Genomic DNA, 21,900 nt, shown 5'->3' with positions numbered 1-21,900 from the left:
ATGACGATTTTTAAATTTCCGCAAGATTTTCGCTGGGGGACAGCAACGGCTTCCTATCAAATAGAAGGAGCGGCTCAGGAGGGTGGACGTGGGGTATCCATCTGGGATACGTTTGCACGCACGCCTGGCAAAGTATATAACGGAGACAATGGTGATGTCGCGTGTGACAGCTACCACCGGTATGAGGAAGATATCGAATTGATGAAGAAACTCGGGATTAATACATACCGATTCTCCATTGCCTGGCCTCGTATTATTCCTGACGGAGATGGCGAGATCAATCAAGAAGGCCTGGACTTCTACCACCGCTTCGTGGATGCATTGCTGGAGGCTGGTATTGAGCCGTTTCTCACACTGTATCACTGGGATCTTCCACAAACGCTGGAGGATGACGGGGGTTGGGGGAACCGTAGAACGGTAGATGCATTTGTGAAATATGCCGAAGTCATCTTCAAAGAATTCTCAGGCAAAATCAACTTTTGGCTGACATTCAACGAACCATGGTGCATCGCGTTCCTGTCGAACCTTCTTGGTATCCATGCACCAGGAAACAGAGACCTGCAAACATCAATCAATGTTGCTCATGGACTGCTGGTTGCTCACGGTAAAGCCGTACAATCCTTCCGTCGCTTGGGGACAACCGGACAGATTGGTATTGCTCCGAACGTATGCTGGGCTGAGCCATACAGCAAATCTCCTGAAGACCAGGCTGCGTGTGACCGATCAATTGCGCTCAATACCGATTGGTTCCTTGATCCGATCTACAAAGGTTCATATCCGCAGTTTATGGTGGATTGGTTTGCAGAAGCGGGTGCTACCGTGCCTATTCAAGAAGGTGACATGGGGATCATCTCACAACCGATCGACCTGCTGGGCATTAACTACTACACGATGGGGATCAATCGCTTCAATCCAGATGCAGGTGCTCTTCAATCGGAAGAAGTCGATATGGGCTTGACCAAGACGGATATCGGCTGGCCGGTGGAATCCCGTGGTTTGTATGAATTCATGCATTACTTGCAAAAGTATGGCAATGTGGATGTATACATCACGGAGAATGGTGCCTGCATCAATGATGATCTGGAGAATGGCAAAATTAATGATGATCGCCGGATTGCCTATTATGAACAGCATTTGGCTCAAATTCACCGCATCATTAACGACGGCATTAACCTTAAAGGATACATGGCGTGGTCACTGATGGATAATTTCGAATGGGCAGAAGGCTACCGTATGCGCTTCGGTCTCGTTCATATGGATTATCGTTCATTGGTAAGAACGCCGAAGGAGAGCTACTACTGGTATCAGAATGTCATCAAGAATAATTGGTTGGAGACACGGAACGAACATAATCCCCAATAGACACAATGGCAGCTTCTAAAGGAATTAAAAATGAGAAAGACGGTCGCATTGGAGTATTCCAATGCGCCGTCTTTTTTTGTTGTTTCACAGATGAAAATGAGTAGTTCATAAAGGTTTCATAAGGTCAAGTGTGTTTTCTGTTATGAAGAGACGGTTTTTGGGTTATAAGAAGTAAGGAAGAAATGAATGATGTTTTGTCAACGGGTAAAATTAAAATAAAGTGTCCAAATTGCGAAGAAAATTTGAACATTTGTTGACTAAAATTCATACTGATGTGGTATATTGGTATAAGGAAAGCACTTACAAAAAGGGAAAAGGAAGTGTTTACTATGGCATCGAAGACAGCAATGGTTAGCCAATTGGAGCGCAAAGACAAAAATATGCGGCGCGCCGTCTTGACGATGACAGTTCTGGCATGGGTCGCACTCATTACGGGAGTGATCATGTGTCTGATCAATCTGAATGAATTTAATGATCGTAATCTTGGCTTGATGGTCGGCATTGGATTCCTTGTAGGTAGTGTGTTTATTTACGTTATTGCCAAAGCGATTGGCCTTGTTCATACACGCCGGGAAGACGAAGGCGCCGATTAATTATAATCCTGCGTTTATTCGTTCATAATAAGACTGGATAAGTACCCGGAATCCAGTCAATAAAGCCCTTTGCGGATTCGTTGACATTGTTCAACGGGACTGCAAAGGGTTTTATTTTGTGACTTGATGTGTAAAGATTACAATAAGCAAATATCAACCATGCAAGCGATTTGTGAGAAAAAATTCACACATTTAAGGTGTAAAATCGACAAATTTGTTAACAAGAACAAAAAAGTTGTTCATTTCTGATATCTTTAGTAGGAAGAGAGTAGTATACTGATTTTTCAGTATGAGCGAATTTAAGGAGAGGGGATCAAAATGAACAAGAAACCTAGGTCGCTAACCCGGATTATCATTCCGGTTGTCCTGACGTTGGTTACAATTGCATTGATTGTCTGGCCAATGCTGGCAGGCGGGCAGTACGTTGTTCTGGATCCGAAGGGACCAATTGGCGCTTCGCAGAGAGATTTGATTGTCATCTCGACAATTTTGTGTGCTGTCATCATTGTGCCAGTACTCATTTTGTCTGCCGTAATCGTATGGCGTTACCGCGACAAGCCGGATAACAAAGCTGCTTATGAACCTAACTGGTCTCATAGTACGAAGGCGGAGGCAATCTGGTGGACGGTTCCAATTATTATTATTGGAATACTTGCCATTGTTACGATTCGTTACACGTATGATCTGGAGCCTTCGAAGCCGTTGGCTCACGAGAAAGCACCAATTACCATCCAAGTGTCTTCACTGGATTGGAAATGGCTGTTTATGTATCCTGAGCAAGGGATTGCAACGGTCAACACGTTGAATATTCCGGCAGATCGGCCCGTGAAATTTGAACTCACTGCGGATTCACCAATGAACTCGTTCTGGATTCCGCAACTTGGAGGACAAATTTATACGATGTCGGGTATGGCGATGACCTTGTACCTGCAGGCAGATCATGAAGGTAAGTACTGGGGTTCCGGTGCTAACTTCACAGGTGAGCATTTTGGAGAAATGCGTTTTGATGTGAATGCTACATCGGACGAAGATTTTGACAAATGGGTAGCTGATGTGAAACAGAATTCTCAGCCATTGACCACAGAAGGTTACAGTGCACTGGCTGAACCAGGAACAAGCAATGTTGCTTATTATTCTGCCTTCCCAGAAGGATTGTTCCAAAATATCGTAACCAAGTATGTTGTAGATGGTCAAAGTGCTCATAGCAAACATGGAACTTCAAACGAAGCTTCTGGAGCCATTCAAAATGCAACTGATACGTCCAATCAAGACGAGGACAAGAGTGCTAACTAAAGATTCGAAAGGAGGCCCCCAATGTTAGAGGGACTTAAAGAGTTTGCATCGGAGTTTTTCGTAACCGGTGATCCGCTCATTTATGGTGCGATGGTAGCTATCGGAATTACCATGATTACTATTGTAGCGGTGCTAACTTATTTCAAAAAATGGGGCTGGCTCTGGCGTAACTGGTTAACGACTGTCGATCATAAAAAGATCGGTATCATGTATATCATCGCTTCCATTATCATGTTGTTCCGTGGTGGTGTGGATGCGCTAATGATGCGCCTTCAGCTGGCTATTCCTAACAATGAATTTCTAAATCCTGAACACTATAATCAGGTCTTCACAACTCACGGCACGATCATGATCCTGTTCATGGCGATGCCATTTATGTTTGGTCTTTTTAACGTTATCGTACCACTACAGATCGGAGCAAGAGACGTTGCGTTCCCGTTCCTGAATTCACTCAGCTTCTGGCTGTTCTTCTTGGGCGCAATGCTGTTTAACCTGTCCTTCGTTATCGGTGGTTCACCGGATGCAGGATGGCTGAGTTATCCGCCGCTATCGGAGCTGTCGCACAGTCCGGGGGTAGGACAGAACTTCTATATATGGGGTATACAGATATCAGGTATCGGTTCCCTGGCTACCGGTATCAACTTCCTGGTTACCATCATTAAAATGCGTGCGCCAGGCATGAGATGGATGAAAATGCCGATGTTCACATGGTCGGTATTCTCCACTTGTATTATCATCTTGTTCGCTTTCCCAATCTTGACCGTGACACTTGCATTGCTATTCCTCGACAGGTTTGCCGGGGCGCATTTCTTCACACTTGATTTGGGCGGTAACCCAATGATGTATATCAACTTGATCTGGATGTGGGGTCACCCTGAGGTATACATTGTCGTCTTGCCGGCATTCGGTGTATTCTCCGAGATTGTAAGTACCTTCTCTCGGAAAAAACTGTTTGGTTACAAGTCGATGGTATTCGCAATGTTGATCATCAGCTTCCTGTCCTTCTTCACATGGGCGCATCACTTCTTCACGATGGGTTCCGGAGCAGACGTGAATGCATTCTTCGCCGTAACGACGATGTTGATTGCTATTCCAACAGGGGTTAAGATATTCAACTGGCTGTTTACCATGTATCGAGGAAGGATTCGCATGGCGACTCCGATGATGTGGACACTTGCCTTTATCCCGTGCTTTATTGTCGGGGGTATGACAGGCGTTCTGTTATCCGTTGCTCCAGCTGACTTCCAGTTCCACAACAGTTACTTCCTGATTGCCCACTTCCACCAAGTATTGATCGGTGGCGTTGTCTTCGGATACTTCGCAGGTCTGTACTACTGGTGGCCTAAAATGTTCGGTTTCCAACTCGAAGAGAAACTGGGCAAATGGGCATTCTGGACTTGGAATATTGGTTTCTATGTCTGCTTCATGCCGCAGTACGCTGTCGGCTTGATGGGTATGACACGTCGTCTGAGCACTTACGGCTGGGATACTGGCTGGTGGGAATTGAACTTCGTATCTACAATCGGGGCATTCCTGATGGGTGTCGGATTCCTGTTCCAAGTTGCGCAAATCGCAGACGGTATTCGCAAATACAAATCACTCAAAGCTCCTGCCGATCCATGGGATGGCCGTACGCTGGAGTGGTCAATTCCTTCACCAGCTCCTGAATACAACTTCGCCGTTACACCGCGCGGAGATGATATTGATGAGTGGTGGGAAGAGAAAGAACGTCGTGCCAAAGGCATCTATCCGCCAGAGCAACCGCTTGAGCCGATTCATATGCCGAAGAACTCTGGAATTCCGTTCATCATGTCTGTCTTCTGGTTCATCGCCGGTTTCGGCTTTGTCTTCGGATGGCTGTGGATGGCAATTCTCGGACTCGCTGGCGTAGGGATCTGTATGATCGCCCGTTCATTCTCATACGATACGGATTATTATATTCCGGTCGACGAAATTAAGCGTACCGAAGCGTCGTTAAGGGGGTCGGTATAGATGGCTCAAGCAGCCGCTAAGCACGGTGAGAATCATGCACATGGTCACGACCATGGACATCATGATCCACAGGAAATGAAAATTCTCGGATTCTGGTTCTTCCTGATTTCCGACGTTATCCTGTTCTCCGTATTGTTCGCAACCTTCATTGTGTTGCGTGACAATACGGCGGGCGGACCGATTTTGTCTGAATTGATCAAAATGCCTGGTGTTATTGCCGAAACGTTTATCTTGCTCACAAGTTCATTCACGAGCGGACTAGCCGTACTGGCGATGAATCAAGGCAAAGTAAAACAATTAATCAGTTGGCTGGCCGTTACAGCCGTTCTGGGTGCAAGCTTTATCGCACTGGAAGTATATGAGTTTATTGAGTTGATTCACGAAGGGTTTAGCTTTACAACGAGTGCTGCTTCTGGCGCATTCTTCACCCTTGTGGGAACTCACGGACTTCACGTATCGCTCGGTCTGATCTGGATGATTGGACTTATGTTACAACTGAAAAAACGTGGTATTACCGATGTTACTCGCGGTAAAATCAACGTAATCAGCTTGTACTGGCACTTCTTGGACGTCGTATGGATTTTCCTCCTGTCGATCGTCTATCTCATGGGGGTGATGTAGATGTCAGAGCACAACTCACATGATTCCCACGGTCATGAGCAACATGGTTCACTGAAGTCTTATGTCATCGGCTTCATCCTGTCCGTCGTTCTGACAATCATTCCACTTGTGGTGGTTCTCAATGATATGATGGAAAGAACAGGAACACTCATAGTTGTTCTTGGCACAGCGGCACTGCAGTTTGTGGTTCAACTCTTCTTCTTCATGCATATTCGTGAAACAGAGAAACCACGCTGGAATGTTATGGCTCTTATCTTCGGTTTGCTGATCATGATGACTATCGTGATTGGTTCGATCTGGATTATGCTTAACAACGCTGTTGCACATTAATATGTGATCAAAGAGATCTCCCGGTCTTGTATTACAGACTGCGGGGATCTCTTTTTGTTTTTTATTGAGAAATAAACATCATTAATAATTAATTAGATGAATTTTTTTGAAAATAAAGGTACACAAAAGATACATAATGAACTAAAATGAACTTATATGAACATTAATAATATCAATCTCAACTAATTTAAATGACGAAGGGAATGGATTAATAATGGAAAATCGCTATGCTGCACACCCGAACGAAGTAAAAACCTATGATACGTCCCGACTGCGCGAGGAATTTCTGATGGAGCAACTATTCGCAACGGATGAACTGGTAACCGTATATTCTCATGTGGATCGTTATATTGTGGGAACGGCTGTACCTCAAAGCAAAGACATTGCGCTTGAAGTAAACCTGAAGGATATCGGAACGAACTTTTTCTTGGAGCGTCGTGAAATCGGTATCATTAATGTAGGTGGTCATGGAACAGTGACAGCGGATGGACAAGGCTATGAGATTGGAGCAAAGGAATGTCTCTACATCGGTAGAGGTGTGAAGGAAGTCGTGTTCACGAGCAGTGACAAGGCTCAACCTGCCCAATTCTATTTTGTATCCACACCGGCTCACCACACCTATCCAACGGTAAAAGCAACACAAGAGCAAGCTCAACCAAATCACTTGGGCAGCATCGAAACTTCCAATGAACGTACGATCTATCGTTATATTCACCAAGGAGAAGGTGGAATTCAAAGCTGTCAGTTGGTGATGGGTATTACCGAACTCGACAAGGGCAACATGTGGAATACCATGCCGGCACATACCCATAATCGCCGTTCCGAAGTATACTTGTACTGGAATCTGCCTGAAGACGGCGTTGTATTCCACATGATGGGTGAGCCGAACGAAACGCGTCATCTGGTTGTACGTGATCGTCAGGCGATCATCTCCCCAAGCTGGTCCATTCACAGTGGTGTGGGCACAAGCAACTACACGTTCTGTTGGGCAATGGCTGGTGAGAATCAGACGTTCGAAGATATGGACGGTGTAGCGATGAAAGACCTGAAATAATAAATTACAGATGTCTGAGTTAAATTGACAGGGTAGACACTAGAACGGAGGGTACAGAAAGGACCAGAAGAAGCGAAGCGTGCGCCTTTATCACCAGATTTTTCCCTTTAAAAAAGGGATTAAAGAAAATTTGGGGATAAGAGTGATCGGAAGGTTTTCTGTACCCGAAGTGTACGTGTGAAACTGTTATTCATTTAACTCAGGTAGTATAGGAAGTTGATTATGATGAATCCATTGAAAAGACATGAAAAAATTATGGAGGCTCTGTTGGAGCGTCAGGAAGTAACCGTCAGTGATCTCAGTGATCTGTTGCAGGTGACTGGGAAGACTGTCCGAGAGGATCTCGACAAGTTGGAGAGCATGGGACTGCTCGTACGTGTCCATGGCGGGGCTATGCTGGCTCAGAATGACCAGTACGGGATCCTCAACAGCCGTGGAGTCACAGAGAAGCATCATCCGGAGAAGACGGAAATTGCTGAGCGTGCCCTTGCTTACATTCGACCTGGAGATATTGTTGCTCTCGATGGTGGCAGCACCACGCTGGAGATGGCCAAACGTCTCGACAATCAGCCACTGACGGTAGTGACTAATGATCTGTTCATTATTGCGGAGCTAACCAAAAAGGAGCAGGTGCGACTGGTTGTGCCTGGCGGGGCTCGTGTACGGAATATGCTGGTGGGGGATGATACGGCTGCGTTTATATCCGGTCTTAACATTCACAAAGCCTTTATATCGACGACAGCTCTTCATCCGGACTTTGGTTTATCGATCTACACGGGAGATCTGGTTCCGTTGAAAAAAGCAATGATATCTGCCTCGCAGCAGGTATACGGCGTTGTGGATCATTATAAATTCGGACAATTTGCACTTCGGACTTTCGCTCAGTGTTCGGAACTGGACTACATTATTAGTGACGGTCGTCTGGATGAAGAGACGGCTGCCTTGTACGAACAGAGCGGTGTCACAGTGGATTATCAAAGTTAACCTCATATATCATTCACGGGATTAAAGAAACGTTAGGAGCTATTGTTTGCACATCAAACCATGCGGAGGAATCATTCATGAACCCATTTGATTTAAGCGGACAAGTTGCACTGGTGACAGGTACCTCGGGAGGACTAGGACAAGGGATGGCCATTGGCCTGGCAGAAGCGGGCGCCGATGTGGTATTGGTCTCTTACTCCAAGCCTGCGGAAACGGCAAGTGCGATCGAAGCACTTGGGCGCAAAGCTTATGTGATTGAAGCGGATTTAAGTCGTGAAGATGAGTTGTCGGCTGTGTTCGAAAAGGCGCTTGCGTTCCAGGGCCGAATTGATATTCTGGTCAACAATGCCGGAATCATTCGCCGCACACCTGCGGTTGACCATGCAGGGCAGGACTGGCACGATGTGATCGGCCTGAACCTGAATACGGTATTTTTCCTGAGCCAATTGGCTGGCAGACATATGATTGAACGCGGAAGTGGCAAAATCATTAATATTGCATCCATGTTGTCCTATCAAGGCGGGATTAATGTACCGGGTTATACAGCCAGTAAACATGGTGTTGCCGGTTTAACCAAAGCACTCGCCAATGAATGGGCAGGTAGGGGTATTCAGATTAACGGGATCGCACCGGGTTACATGGAAACGGATAATACCACCCAGATCCGTGCAGACGAGAATCGTTACCGGGATATTACAGCCCGTATTCCTGCTGGACGTTGGGGTACACCGGAAGATCTGAAAGGCCCGGTAGTCTTTCTGGCATCCGCAGCTTCGGATTATCTGAATGGTCATGTACTGAATGTCGATGGCGGCTGGATGGCTCGTTAATCTCTTAATGATCGGACTTGCATAAGGAGGCAGTGACATGAAACTTGGTATTCTGGCGCATACATTTGGCAAACAGCCTACAGCAGAGCTTGCGCAGACGATTGCGGATAACGGATTCAATTCCGTGCAGTTGGCGCTTGCCAAAGCATTATCCGATGTGGACTCGTCCAATGGCAAACTAAGTCCAGGACTTGCGAATGAGATTGGAGATCAATTTGCACAGCGCGGGGTGAAGATTGCGGTACTGGGCTGTTATATTAATCCGATTGACCCTGATCCGGTAACAAGACGTGCGGACATTGATCGATTCAAGGAGCATCTGCGTTATGCCCGGGATTTTGGTTGCAGCATGGTGGCAACGGAGACCGGGGGCTTGGACACCTATCAGGATACACATCCGGATGGATATGAAGAGAAGGCGTGGAGCGTGCTGAAAGAAACGGTTGAGGAGTTGGCTGAGGAAGCCGAGAAGTGGGGCGTACATGCGGCGATTGAGCCTGTGTCCACCCACACCCTTCATACTCATGAGCATATGACACGGTTGTTTGAAGAGATTCCTTCTTCCAATCTGGGGATGCTGTTCGATCCGTGTAATCTGATCAAACACCCACACGCAGCAGATCAAGGGGCTTTCTTGCGCGAGGTGATGGAGTCACTGTATCAGCGCATGATCGTGATTCATGCCAAGGATGTGGCCTTCGACGCACAGGGAGAGAAGTTCAATCCTGTACCTGGGGCGGGCATACTGGATTATCCGTTATTTTTTGAATTGCTCAAAACATATAAGCCACATATCGATATTTCACTTGAAGGTGTAACTGCGGAAGAAGCGGTGCCTGCGGCCAAACATTTGCGTGACGTATGGAGTGCAGTTCGAGTTTAAGTAAAAACCTATATTTGGTTTTGCATACCGAAGCCAAAATAGCCGAAAAACCTTTGCGAGGGCAAAGGTTTTTTTGGTACAGTAATCGACTAAATACATATTAATTATTTCTTATCGGATAAATCGGAAATAATTCTTTTCAAATGCGACATCTTGTGAGAGAATATGGAAAACATACGCCACCATGCGAAGACATCAGGACTCAGAGAACGTATACCAAGGGAGGATTCAGATTTATGTCAAACGAACGTGAGCTTTCATTTGAAACATTGGCAATTCATGCAGGCCAGGAGATTGATCCAACCACCAACGCACGAGCTGTGCCTTTGTATCAGACGACATCCTATGGATTCAAGGACACCGAGCATGCAGCTAATCTGTTTGGTTTGAAAGAGTTTGGCAACATCTATACCCGCCTGATGAATCCAACAACCGATGTGTTTGAGCAACGGATTGCGGCGTTGGAAGGCGGAGCTGGGGCGCTCGCTACAGCTTCCGGTCAGGCAGCTATTACGTTTTCGCTTCTGAATATTGCCGGTGCAGGGGATGAGATCGTGTCTTCGGCGAGTTTGTATGGGGGGACGTATAATCTATTCTCGACTACTTTGCCGAAACTGGGCCTGGACGTAAAATTTGTGGATTCCAGTGATCCTGAGAATTTCCGGGCAGCGATTACGGAGAAAACGAAAGCATTGTATGCCGAAACAATCGGTAATCCGAAGGGGAATGTACTGGATATTGAAGCGGTGGCAGCCATCGCCCATGAACATGGCATCCCTTTGATCGTGGATAATACGTTCCCAAGTCCGTACTTGCTTCGTCCAATCGAACATGGAGCTGATATCGTTGTTCACTCTGCGACGAAATTTATTGGAGGTCATGGTACGTCCATTGGTGGCGTGATCGTGGACAGCGGAAAATTTGACTGGAAAGCAAGTGGAAAATTCCCTGGATTGACGGAGCCAGATTCCAGTTATAACGGTGTTGTATATACGGAAGCGGTTGGACCGATCGCTTATATTATCAAAGCACGGGTACAACTGCTACGCGACCTGGGTGCAACGATCTCTCCATTCAACTCATGGTTGTTGCTGCAAGGACTGGAGACATTGCACCTGCGTGTGGAACGTCATAGTAGCAACGCTCTGGCTGTTGCGGAATTCCTTGAGAAACATGAAGATGTGTCTTGGGTAAGTTATGCAGGTCTACCGAGCCACGGCTCTTACGAGCTTGCACAGAAGTATCTGCCAAGAGGGCAGGGTGCCATTCTGACTTTTGGAATCAAAGGTGGTGCGGACGCGGGTCGCAAGTTGATTGAAAGTGTCAAACTGTTCTCTCACCTTGCGAACGTGGGCGATTCCAAATCACTGATCATTCACCCGGCGAGCACAACTCATGCGCAGTTGACCGAAGATGAACAGACTGCCGCAGGGGTTAACCCGGAGCTCATTCGCCTCTCTGTGGGTACAGAGAACATTCAAGATATTATCTATGATCTGGAGCAAGCCATCAAAGCAAGTCAGGGAGCAAGTGTAGGCGCGTAAATAAACAGGTCAAACGAATATTAAAATGATGGTTTAAGCCGTTGTCCTTCGGGACAGCGGCTTTTTGTCTTTTTGAACATGCATTTATGAGTTACCGTTGAAAAATGCCCATTTACAAATGCGAATCACAGGCATATACTGATTAAAAGTTGTATTGAGTAAAAACAATTGCATAAGTGCAAAAATGATTATCATTCTCATTCGAGATATTTCAAAATCATTCACAAAACCATGCTGCTGCGGGATTCCCGCAGCAGCATGTGTCATTTTTAGGGCATTAACAATGGCTCTCATTCTCAATACAACTTCATTTTAGGGAGCGGGATTGAGCAGACTCGTCATCCCCAAACCTACCATTCGAAAGGAACGTGATTCATATGCAAGCAATACATCAACCTGTACACAGACAGAAGCAAGCTGAGCAGCTCTCGTCCCAAACACCAGGTCCAAACCGGGGACGTAAGCCTGATTTTCGAGCCATGTTACAAAACAAAGAGATGCAATCCGCATTGGGCAGTGGGCTGTTGATGCTGATTGCCTGGGGAACTGCACCGTATTTTGGTACATTGTCCATCATGCTTTACATTATTGCCTATGTCGTCGGCGGTTGGACCAAAGCGAAGGAGGGCATCGAGACACTGGTCAAGGACCGTGATCTGGATGTAAATCTACTGATGATCGCCGCTTCACTTGGGGCAGCAGCCATTGGCTACTGGAATGAAGGCGCAATGCTAATCTTTATTTTTGCACTCAGTGGTGCGTTGGAAAGTTATGCGACAGAACGAAGTCATAAGGATATCTCATCGTTGCTGGCGCTCAAGCCAGAGACTGCAATGCGTATTGAGGACGGACAGATGAACATCGTGGCTATTGATGATCTGCAGCCGGGCGATCTGCTGTTGGTCAAACCGGGAGAATTAATCCCAGCGGATGGCCTTGTGTACCGGGGGAGTTCTTTTATCAATCAGTCGTCTATCACTGGAGAATCTCTGCCTGTGGACAAAGTTGCAGGGGATGAAGTATATGCAGGTACAGTAAACGGGGAGGGTGCATTGTACGTAGAGGTCACAAAATCGGCTGAAGGGTCGCTGTTCGGTAAAATCATTAAAATGGTGGAAGAAGCGCAGGCGGAAGTGCCCGATTCCCAGCGTTTTATGGAGCGATTTGAAGGGATTTACGCACGTATTGTTGTAGGAATAACCTTACTTTTGATTGCAGCAACTCCGCTGTTGCTCGGCTGGACATGGAATGAGGCATTTTACAAAGCAATGGTATTCCTGGTTGTTGCTTCGCCCTGTGCGTTGGTGTCTTCCATTATGCCTGTCATGCTGTCCGCGATGTCCAGCAGCGCCCGCCGTGGCATTCTCTTCAAGGGAGGTGCCCATATGGAGAATATGGCTCGGACACGGGTCGTAGCTTTTGACAAGACAGGTACATTGACCATGGGCACCCCGCAAGTCGCCGATATTCTAACTGTTGAGAGTGTAGATCGCACGCAACTGTTATCTGCGGTAGCGGCAATTGAAAGTCTCTCCATGCACCCCTTGGCTCGTGCCATTGTAGATCAGGCAAACAAGGAGAACATTACTCTTCAGGAAGTGGAGCATGTACAGGCTATGACAGGTTGGGGCATCGAAGGAACTGTAGATGGTGTGGTCTGGAGAGTCGGAAAAACAACTGGAATGGAATCAATGAAGTCTGAGGAGATGAAAGACAGCAGCATTGATCTAGGTAAACATGATGTTATCCAAGTGAACGTATCTTCAGGATGGGGTGATATATGTTCCCGTCTTGAAGGAGAAGGGAAAACCGTATCTGTTGTTATGGCAGATGGGGAAATAGTCGGATTGATCGCGATGCGGGACACGGTTCGTCCTCAGGGAGCAGCAGCAGTGAATAGGCTCAAAGCGATGGGTGTACAGGTTGCGATGTTAACAGGTGATCGGGCCAGATCCGCTTCTGTTATTGCGCGTGAAACAGGAGTAAGCATGGTCTATGCAGACTTGTTGCCTGAAGATAAAGTGAAGCAGGTACAGGCACTGCGTAAACAGTATGGTCCTGTGCTGATGGTAGGGGATGGAGTTAATGATGCGCCGGCACTCGCGGCGGCAACGGTTGGTATGGGGATGGGGTTGTCGGGGAGCGGCACTGCACTGGAGGTTGCCGATGCGGTGCTGATGAACGACAACATTGAAGAGATCGCGTGGGTGATTGGGCAAGCTCGGCGAGCACAGCGAACGGTGAAGCAAAATATGTGTTTTGCCATTACGGTCATTCTAGCCTTAATTGCAGGTAACTTTTTTCGAGATGTCGCATTGCCTCTGGGTGTGGTAGGTCATGAGGGGAGTACAATTCTGGTTATTCTGAATGGGCTTAGACTGTTGCGGTAATCAGAATTGAAGAGAGATGGGAGAAGAGGGCGTAATGCCTCTGACAGGCAATCCCATTAATTTCATGGAATCTTCATTTGTGGCTAAACAAAGAACCCGGTCGACAGTCTTGGACTGTCCGCTCGGGTTCTTTATGTTGTGCTTATAAGGGTGCCTTATTGGTTGTAATGTAAGTATTCGTTCTGCAATTAGAACAGTTCGGTCAGACCGATCATCGTGATGAGCCCGAGCAAAAAGGACATCGTCGCTACACGTGCATTGCCATCGCCGTGACTCTCGGGAATAAGTTCCTTATAGACGATAAACATCATCGCACCGGCTGCAAAAGCCAAACCATAAGGGACAAGACCAGCTACGAGACTACTTAATGTGTACCCGATCATAGCTGTAATAATCTCTACGGCACCGGTCAGGGTGGCAATACCTAGTGCTTTGAAGCGGCCAATGTTCTGATTTACTAAGAAAAGGGCCACCAGGAATCCTTCCGGCGCATTCTGCAATCCGATGGAGAAGGCAATGAGATTGCCCAGGTTCGCATCCGAGCTTGCATAGCTGACTCCAACTGATAATCCTTCCGGCAGGTTATGCATGGTGATGGCTGCAATAATCATGAAAGCTTTGGCTTCGATTTTGAAAGGCATTTTCTCGGGATTCTCCAGATCCACGTGTGGAATCTTCATTTCCAGAACCAGTAGAACCAGGCTACCAAGCAAAATACCAAATGCGAGTACAAAAAGGTTTGATTGGCCAAGTGCTTCCGGAATGAGATTATACACTGAAGCCGAGGTCATAATACCTGCGGCGTAGGCCAGCAAGATATCACGCAGACGGTGTGATATTTTGCGCATAAATAGAATCGGTACGGCCCCTAGGCCGGTAGACATGGCTGATATAAAACTGCCAATGAGTGCATCGTTCATGCTTCCATTTTCCCTCCTGATGAAGACTTCTTCATAATCGCTGCCGAGCATTGACACCGTACATAAAAGAGATCATAATGAACAACAGATTAGAATGATTATAAATTAGAATTCCGTTTCTGCATAGGGCAATTGTCATTTCGCAGGCAGGACTTGTGGACATGATGTAGGCTTTTCGTTCTAGTGTATGCAAAAGCATAAGCTTTTGATGCCGGAGGGCCCAACCTTTTTGTAGAACCCGGGGGAGGAACTATACATGTATAAATCAATTATTATTGGAACAGGCCCTGCAGGGCTGACAGCAGCAATCTATCTGGCACGTGCCAACTTGAACCCACTCGTTATTGAAGGACCACAACCAGGTGGCCAACTGACAACGACGACTGAAGTGGAGAACTTCCCAGGTTTTCCTGATGGAATTATGGGTCCAGAACTGATGGACAACATGCGCAAACAAGCAGAACGCTTCGGTGCTGAATTCCGCACAGGTTGGGTGAACAACATCGACATGAGCGAGCGTCCGTTCAAGATTCAAGTCGAAGGTATGGGTGAGCTCGTATCGGAAACGTTGATCCTGTCTACAGGCGCATCTGCCAAATACCTGGGTATCCCTGGCGAAGAAACGAATGTGGGCCGCGGTGTCAGCACATGTGCAACATGTGATGGATTCTTCTTCCGTAACAAAGAGATCATCGTTATCGGCGGTGGAGACTCTGCTCTTGAGGAAGCAAGCTTCCTGTCCCGTTTCGGTTCCAAAGTAACGCTGGTACACCGTCGTGAAGAACTGCGTGGCTCCAAAATCATGCAGGATCGTGCACGCAGCAACGAAAAAGTAGAAATGGCTCTTAACCGTACACCACTCGAAGTACTTGCTGGCGATAACGGCGTGACAGGACTCAAAGTGTTGAACAACGAAACAGGTGAAGAAGAAGTGATTCCGGCAAGCGGCGTATTCGTAGCCATTGGTCACACACCGAACACTGGATTCCTTGGTGGACAGATCACTACGGACGAACACGGTTATATCTTGACTACACCAGGTACATCCGAGACGAACATCCCAGGCGTATTCGCATGTGGTGACGTTCAGGATACACGTTACAAACAAGCGATTACAGCTGCAGGTAGCGGATGTATGGCTGCCATGGACACAGAGAAATACATTGAAAGCTTGGAGCACAGCGCAGTTGTTTTGTAATAAAATGAGCTGATCCTAAACAAACTATAGATTAATATAAAACCATATGAGGTGAATTAAACATGGAAAACGTAATTGTATATACTTCAACGAACTGCCCGAACTGCAAATCTGTAAAAACATTCCTGGCTGACAAAGGTATCGCTTACGAAGAGCGCAACATTGAGACTAGTGATGAGTTCGCACAACAAGTATGGGACATGGGCGTACGTGCCGTGCCTTTGACTGTAATTGGTGAACACCGCATTCTGGGTATGAACAAAACCCAATTTGCCAAAGCATTGGACGCTTAAATTACGCTGATCATCTGGAACATGATGTATTGAATGAACTTTTCGATGCAATTCCGGTTTTCGCGAGCCGTTAGGATATAGAAAGAACCGTACCCGATTGGGTACGGTTTTTTGTGCGTTTTCTTTGAGGGCGCCGAAACTACCCCCCTGGGTGAAAGCTCTTTTGAAACATTTGAAATAAAGTATATCCCTATAGGGATTGCAAGATACGGACTTCGACAATCATCATCCTGTATAGAAGTGCGGACAACCAAAAAAGGGAGGCGCCAGTGGCTCCTCCTTTCTCATTTGTACATCCAAGATTGTCAGAACATAAGATTCAATACACCATCTTCCATCTAGAAAAAGATGCTCATAAAAGTCTGAAATACAACATACACCAGCAATCCTGACAGCATGTACATGAAACCAGCCTTCTTTTTGCTCTGGAACAATCGGAGTATGCCAAGGCTGAACAGGGGCGCAAGCACAATCAGGAACAGGAGTACGGTGACAAACATTTGCGCCGAGATATCTGAAGTATCCACGTAGGTCACGCTTTTTTCACTCCGTTTCGTTATCGGAATTAACACAGCTGTATTCACACAGCCATGACAAAAATCACATAACCTCATTATACCTCTGGATTTCTTTAACAAAAAGGGAGGAAATGGGGCAAAATGATGTCAATTTTCATCTATTATTAGACGGACACCCTAATTCTACCTAAAAATTGGGATATCGCAGAGTAAGCGGCACCAACACGTGTAGAACGGCTGCCCAGGGCTGCCCATTCAATCTGCAGACTACGACGGTGATAAGGTAATGTTCGCTCCTCAACCACTTGCTTTAAGGCTGTCTCAATCCAGGGACCAGCTTCGGAGAGGGGACCGCCAATGATAATGCGTTCCGGATTGAAACTGTTCACGATATTGGTAATGCCAATCCCCAGCTTTCGTCCAATCGTGTCGTATAATGCCTGAACATCCTCGTGACCTTGCTCCGCATAATGAATCAGATCTCGGGTGGTATGAGCAGGTAACTTCAGCTGATGATCCGGATGCTCATAGGCTTTTTCCGATGCATATAACTCCCAGCAGCCACGATTACCACAGGAACAGGGCAGACCTTCCGCTTCAATGGACATGTGGCCTGTTTCCCCAGCGTAGCCCCACGCTCCTTTGTATAATTCACCATCCACCATGATGCCTGAACCAATACCCATGCCTGCACTGATGTAGATCATGTGACGGACACCGATGCCTGCCCCAAAATTCAACTCTCCATGGGCACCCGCATTGGCTTCATTATCGATGGTTACTGGCAGTTCAAATTCTTCTTCAAGCATGGAGCGAAGAGCTACCTTCTCCCACCCCAGGTTGGGTGCAAACAGGACCGTCCCTGCCTCATCGACCATGCCGGGTACTCCGATGCCAATGCCAATGACACCGTGAGGCGAAGGAGGAGCTGCTTCAATGAGCTGCTTTGCGGCCAATTTTAATTGCTCGAGTACAGAGGACACGTCATGGTGTTCCAAGGTCACTGCGTACTCTGTAATGACGTGACCTTCCAGATCTGTAAGCACGCCTTTCAAATGGGTCACACTGAGTTCCAGACCGACTGCATAGCCTGATGTCCCTCGAAACAGCAGCATGAGTGGTTTACGTCCGCCGCTGGATTCCCCAGGGCCAATCTCCTGCACCAGATCATCACTGATCAGATCAGCAACCAGGTTGGATACCGTTGCCTTGTTCAGCCCCGTGACCTCGGACACCCGTGCGCGCGAGAGAGGGGCATGCCGCCGGATCGTATCAAGAACGATCGACTTGTTTATTTTTTTGACCAGCATCTGGTCTCCCGTAATTTTCATATCGTTAAGGCACTCCTATTCTTCTGATAAAAGGGTTCTGACCCACATCCGTAACAAGTTATTCGACTATTATAGCGTAAACAAACCTGTAAAAAACATTTTTATTTTTACTTTGTTTAACCAATAGACAAAGTATAATCGATGTGATAGGATAACGGTGTAAACGATTTCTTTAAAACTATTGAGGAGGCATTTTACACATGGCCTATTTTGAATCCGTTAATAAAATTGCATTCGAAGGTAAAGATTCCAAGAATCCATTTGCTTTTAAACATTATAATCCGGAAGAAGTGGTAGCCGGCAAATCGATGGAAGAACATTTCCGTTTCGGTATGGCTTACTGGCATACATTAACTGCAGGCGGCAGTGACCCGTTCGGTGCGGAGACAGCTGTTCGCTCTTGGGATAAATACTCGGGTCTGGATCTCGCGAAAGTACGCGTAGAAGCGGCATTTGAATTTTTGGAGAAAATGAATCTCCCGTTCTTCTGTTTCCACGATGTGGACATCGCACCAGAAGGCAACAACCTGCGTGAGTTCTACAGCAACATCGACACGATCGTTGATCTGATTGAAGACCACATGAAATCCAGCGGCAAAAAACTGCTCTGGAATACAGCGAACATGTTCTCGAACCCACGCTTCATGTTTGGTGCAGCTTCCACTTGTAACGCAGATGTGTATGCTCACGCTGCAGCACAGATCAAGAAAGGTCTGGAAGTGGGTAAACGTCTTGGCGCTGAAAACTATGTCTTCTGGGGCGGTCGTGAAGGTTACGACACATTGTTGAACACAGACATGCAACTGGAGCAAGACAACATTGCTCGCATGTTCCATATGGCTGTAGACTACGCGAAGGAAATTGGTTTTGACGCACAATTCCTGATCGAGCCTAAACCAAAAGAGCCAACGAAACACCAATATGATTATGATGCAGCTACTTCCATTGCATTCTTGCAAAAATACGGTTTGGACAAACACTTCAAACTCAACCTGGAAGCGAACCACGCTACACTGGCTGGTCATACATTCGATCACGAAATCCGCGTAGCTCGTACAAACGGCATGCTCGGTTCCCTTGATGCGAACCAAGGCGATATGCTGATCGGTTGGGATACGGATGAATTCCCGGTTGATATGTACGATGCTACATTGACAATGTATGAAGTATTGAAAAACGGCGGTATCGGCCGTGGTGGTGTGAACTTTGATGCGAAAGTACGTCGTGGTTCCTTCGAAGCAGACGATCTGTTCCTGGCACACATCGCAGGTATGGACACGTATGCGAAAGGTCTGAAAGTAGCAGCAAAACTGATCGAAGATCGCGTATTCGATGATTTCATCGAAAAACGTTACAGCAGCTTCAGCGAAGGTATTGGCGCAGATGTGGTTGCAGGTAAAGCAACACTGGCTTCCCTTGCTGAGTATGCACTGAACAACGAAAGCCCACGTAAAAACCAATCCGGACGTCAGGAATTGCTGAGAGCACAACTCAACCAGTACATCCTGGCTGACTAATAGCGGATTAGGCAGGATTGGTGCACGTCGACCACCGATGGTTACTCATATGTGGTTGGACATTAGTATCCAAGTCTGCCTTGCACAAGCTTGTACCACGGAACGCCTGAACAAGCATGACATTCGGACCGTCCCCGACTTTCCCTTGGGAAGACGGGGGCGGTTTTTTGATTAAACAAACAAGCGGTTTTTAAATTTTTGATTTAAATGTTTATCTATGATGGTGCATGCAGAACGAAGTGAGCAGAAAGGACCCGAGGAAGCGAAGCGGTCGCATTTATCCCCGGATTTCACCCTTGTAAAGGGTATTAAGGAAATCTGGGGGTAACGGCGATCCGAGGGTTTTCTGATCACGAAGTGGTTACATGTTCAATTGAGAGGTTTCATTTATAACCAATGGCGAATCAAGGCCATTGGATCAATCTTTCTGCTATAAGAACGAGTATGTTTTTACTGTTTTGATATAAATGTTTGTCTAAGATGGCACAGGCAGAACGAAGTGAGCAGAAAGGACCCGAGGAAGCGGAGCGTGCGCATTTAACCCCGGATTTCACCCTTGCTAAAGGGTATAAAGGAAATCCGGGGATAACGGCGATCTGAGGGTTTTCTGATCACGAAGTGACCACATGAGCATCAAGGTTTCATTTATACAATCCTGTTACAAACGAGAGGAGTTAACCTATGAGTTACGTCATTGGTGTCGATCTAGGGACGAGCGCGGTCAAAACTGTGCTGGTCAATCGTGAAGGAAAAGTAGCATTTGAAGCATCCGAGGCATATCCGTTGTATCAGCCCAAGGCCGGATATAGTGAACAAAATCCAGAAGATTGGGTAGAGCAGACGATTGTCTCCCTGCGTAAATTGCTGGAAGTGTCTGGCGTGCATCCTTCGGAAATCGAGGGTTTGAGTTTCTCCGGACAGATGCATGGACTGGTTTTGGTGGATGCCGAAGGCAAACCGCTGCGTAACGCAATCCTGTGGAACGATACACGTACAACGGCTCAGTGCCGTCGCATCGAAAAAGTGCTGGACAGCAAGCTGTTAAGCATTGCGCGGAACCGTGCACTTGAAGGTTTTACATTGCCGAAAATTCTGTGGGTTCAGGAGAACGAGCCTGAATTGCTGCAACAAACATCCTTGTTCCTGTTGCCGAAAGACTATGTGCGTTATCGCTTGACTGGGGACTACGCTATGGATTATTCGGATGCAGCGGGAACTTTGCTGCTGGACGTGGCAGGCAAGCAGTGGAGTAACGAAATTGCAGAAGCATTCGAGCTGCCGATCTCCCTCTGTCCACGTCTTGTGGAATCGTTTGAGGAAGTAGGCACATTGCTGCCTGAGATTGCGGATCAAACGGGTCTGGCGGCTGCAACGAAAGTATATGCAGGTGGAGCGGATAATGCATGTGGTGCCATTGGCGCAGGCATTCTGAGTGAAGGACAGACGATGTGCAGCATCGGGACGTCCGGGGTTGTGCTTTCCTACGAAGAGCGCAAAGATCTCGATTTCGAAGGAAAAGTACACTTTTTTAACCACGGCGAGAAGGATGCCTTCTATATTATGGGGGTAACACTTGCCGCAGGATATAGCCTGTCCTGGTTCAAGGATACGTTTGCAGCGGACAAATCATTTGATGTGCTCTTGCAGGGCATTGATCAGGTTCCGGCGGGCAGCAACGGATTGTTGTTCACACCTTATATCGTTGGGGAGCGTACGCCTCATCCAGATGCGAATATTCGCGGTAGCTTCATCGGTATGGATGCGGGGCACAAGCTGGAGCACTTTGGACGCGCGGTAATGGAGGGCATTACATTCTCACTGCGTGAGTCCATTGATATTCTGCGTGGTGCAGGCAAAACAGTCAATGAAGTCATCTCCATTGGTGGCGGTGCCAAGAATGAAGCCTGGTTGCAAATGCAGGCTGATGTCTTCAACGCTACGATTGTGAAGCTGGAGAGCGAACAGGGTCCTGCGATGGGTGCAGCGATGCTGGCCGCCTATGGCTGTGGCTGGTTCCCGTCCTTACAGGAATGTGCGACGGCGTTCATTCGTCCGGCGAAATCCTATGTGCCTAACCCGGATACGGTGGCGGTCTATGATGGACTGTTTGCACTCTACCAGGATGTCTATGGACAGACACGTAGTCTGAATGATCGTCTGGCTGCGTACCGTTAATTCATTTATTTCACTACATTAATCTTGTGATCACATTAAAAGCATCCGCGCAGGCGGGTGCTTTTTTGTCGT

The 21,900-nt window shown here is 47.0% G+C and carries 21 protein-coding genes; 17 read left to right on the top strand and 4 right to left on the bottom strand.

Translation table 11 applies throughout. The features are described from left to right. The 11 genes from FS628_RS25935 to FS628_RS25885 all read left to right on the top strand — a co-directional run bounded on the left by FS628_RS25935 (position 1) and on the right by FS628_RS25885 (position 11,486). Positions 1-1,362: a GH1 family beta-glucosidase gene (locus tag FS628_RS25935; RefSeq protein WP_145325835.1), complete on the top strand. Its 1,362-nt coding sequence runs from the start codon at positions 1-3 to the stop codon at positions 1,360-1,362. Positions 1,363-1,691: 329 nt separating this feature from the next. Next, the gene (locus FS628_RS25930; protein ID WP_036606904.1) at positions 1,692-1,955 is read left to right on the top strand and encodes a hypothetical protein; all 264 of its coding nucleotides are present in this window, start codon (positions 1,692-1,694) and stop codon (positions 1,953-1,955) included. A 318-nt stretch (positions 1,956-2,273) separates the two neighbouring features. After that, complete coding sequence (gene cyoA, locus FS628_RS25925; protein WP_145325834.1) at positions 2,274-3,248, top strand: ubiquinol oxidase subunit II; 975 nt, start codon at positions 2,274-2,276, stop codon at positions 3,246-3,248. Between the two features lie 21 nt (positions 3,249-3,269). After that, the gene (locus tag FS628_RS25920) at positions 3,270-5,240 is read left to right on the top strand and encodes a cbb3-type cytochrome c oxidase subunit I (protein WP_145325833.1); all 1,971 of its coding nucleotides are present in this window, start codon (positions 3,270-3,272) and stop codon (positions 5,238-5,240) included. Beyond that, on the top strand, positions 5,241-5,861 hold the full coding sequence (gene cyoC / locus FS628_RS25915; protein ID WP_036606911.1) for a cytochrome o ubiquinol oxidase subunit III: 621 nt from the start codon (positions 5,241-5,243) through the stop codon (positions 5,859-5,861). Next, a complete protein-coding gene (gene cyoD / locus FS628_RS25910; protein WP_036606914.1) occupies positions 5,862-6,191 on the top strand; it encodes a cytochrome o ubiquinol oxidase subunit IV in 330 nt (109 codons plus the stop codon). Between the two features lie 214 nt (positions 6,192-6,405). After that, on the top strand, positions 6,406-7,245 hold the full coding sequence (kduI, locus tag FS628_RS25905; protein ID WP_145325832.1) for a 5-dehydro-4-deoxy-D-glucuronate isomerase: 840 nt from the start codon (positions 6,406-6,408) through the stop codon (positions 7,243-7,245). Positions 7,246-7,470: 225 nt separating this feature from the next. Beyond that, positions 7,471-8,229 carry a DeoR/GlpR family DNA-binding transcription regulator gene (locus FS628_RS25900; protein ID WP_186327970.1) on the top strand — a complete coding sequence of 253 codons (759 nt, stop codon included), beginning with the start codon at positions 7,471-7,473 and terminating at the stop codon, positions 8,227-8,229. Positions 8,230-8,306: 77 nt separating this feature from the next. Beyond that, a complete protein-coding gene (gene kduD, locus FS628_RS25895) occupies positions 8,307-9,059 on the top strand; it encodes a 2-dehydro-3-deoxy-D-gluconate 5-dehydrogenase KduD (protein WP_145325830.1) in 753 nt (250 codons plus the stop codon). A 37-nt stretch (positions 9,060-9,096) separates the two neighbouring features. Continuing rightward, positions 9,097-9,942 (top strand): sugar phosphate isomerase/epimerase family protein, encoded by an 846-nt coding sequence (locus FS628_RS25890; RefSeq protein WP_145325829.1) that lies wholly within the window; start codon positions 9,097-9,099, stop codon positions 9,940-9,942. 236 nt (positions 9,943-10,178) lie between these two features. After that, a complete protein-coding gene (locus tag FS628_RS25885; RefSeq protein WP_036606925.1) occupies positions 10,179-11,486 on the top strand; it encodes a homocysteine synthase in 1,308 nt (435 codons plus the stop codon). Between the two features lie 84 nt (positions 11,487-11,570). Here FS628_RS25885 and FS628_RS25880 read toward each other — a convergent pair whose 3' ends face one another. Further along, positions 11,571-11,780, bottom strand: a complete 210-nt coding sequence (locus tag FS628_RS25880) for a hypothetical protein (protein WP_145325828.1) — start codon at positions 11,778-11,780, stop codon at positions 11,571-11,573. Between the two features lie 83 nt (positions 11,781-11,863). On the opposite strand from FS628_RS25880, the gene FS628_RS25875 reads away from it, so the two are divergent. Continuing rightward, complete coding sequence (locus FS628_RS25875) at positions 11,864-13,876, top strand: heavy metal translocating P-type ATPase (protein WP_145325827.1); 2,013 nt, start codon at positions 11,864-11,866, stop codon at positions 13,874-13,876. Positions 13,877-14,064: 188 nt separating this feature from the next. Here FS628_RS25875 and FS628_RS25870 read toward each other — a convergent pair whose 3' ends face one another. After that, the gene (locus FS628_RS25870; RefSeq protein ID WP_145325826.1) at positions 14,065-14,796 is read right to left on the bottom strand and encodes a ZIP family metal transporter; all 732 of its coding nucleotides are present in this window, start codon (positions 14,794-14,796) and stop codon (positions 14,065-14,067) included. Between the two features lie 256 nt (positions 14,797-15,052). Between FS628_RS25870 and trxB the strand changes: the two genes are divergently transcribed. After that, positions 15,053-15,994, top strand: a complete 942-nt coding sequence (gene trxB / locus FS628_RS25865) for a thioredoxin-disulfide reductase (RefSeq protein ID WP_036668032.1) — start codon at positions 15,053-15,055, stop codon at positions 15,992-15,994. A gap of 62 nt (positions 15,995-16,056) precedes the next feature. Further along, on the top strand, positions 16,057-16,287 hold the full coding sequence (locus FS628_RS25860) for a glutaredoxin family protein (protein WP_090924451.1): 231 nt from the start codon (positions 16,057-16,059) through the stop codon (positions 16,285-16,287). A gap of 338 nt (positions 16,288-16,625) precedes the next feature. On the opposite strand, the gene FS628_RS25855 is transcribed toward FS628_RS25860, so the two are convergent. Continuing rightward, positions 16,626-16,823 carry a hypothetical protein gene (locus FS628_RS25855; protein ID WP_017692236.1) on the bottom strand — a complete coding sequence of 66 codons (198 nt, stop codon included), beginning with the start codon at positions 16,821-16,823 and terminating at the stop codon, positions 16,626-16,628. Between the two features lie 146 nt (positions 16,824-16,969). Beyond that, on the bottom strand, positions 16,970-18,136 hold the full coding sequence (locus FS628_RS25850; RefSeq protein WP_145325825.1) for an ROK family transcriptional regulator: 1,167 nt from the start codon (positions 18,134-18,136) through the stop codon (positions 16,970-16,972). Between the two features lie 200 nt (positions 18,137-18,336). On the opposite strand from FS628_RS25850, the gene xylA reads away from it, so the two are divergent. The 3 genes from xylA (at position 18,337) to xylB (ending at position 21,828) form a co-directional block, all read left to right on the top strand. Then, positions 18,337-19,653 carry a xylose isomerase gene (gene xylA, locus FS628_RS25845; RefSeq protein ID WP_036606941.1) on the top strand — a complete coding sequence of 439 codons (1,317 nt, stop codon included), beginning with the start codon at positions 18,337-18,339 and terminating at the stop codon, positions 19,651-19,653. A 471-nt stretch (positions 19,654-20,124) separates the two neighbouring features. Beyond that, entirely contained in the window at positions 20,125-20,253 is a 129-nt protein-coding gene (locus FS628_RS32815) for a hypothetical protein (RefSeq protein WP_260871196.1), read from the top strand. Positions 20,254-20,334: 81 nt separating this feature from the next. Beyond that, complete coding sequence (gene xylB, locus FS628_RS25840) at positions 20,335-21,828, top strand: xylulokinase (protein ID WP_145325824.1); 1,494 nt, start codon at positions 20,335-20,337, stop codon at positions 21,826-21,828. Positions 21,829-21,900 lie beyond the last annotated feature (72 nt).

Origin of the sequence: Paenibacillus xylanexedens, assembly GCF_007676705.1 — a bacterium.
In the GTDB taxonomy this organism is placed as follows: domain Bacteria; phylum Bacillota; class Bacilli; order Paenibacillales; family Paenibacillaceae; genus Paenibacillus; species Paenibacillus xylanexedens_C.
The sequence above is the reverse complement of the archived record's forward strand: the minus strand, read 5'-3'. Positions and strand labels throughout refer to the sequence as shown.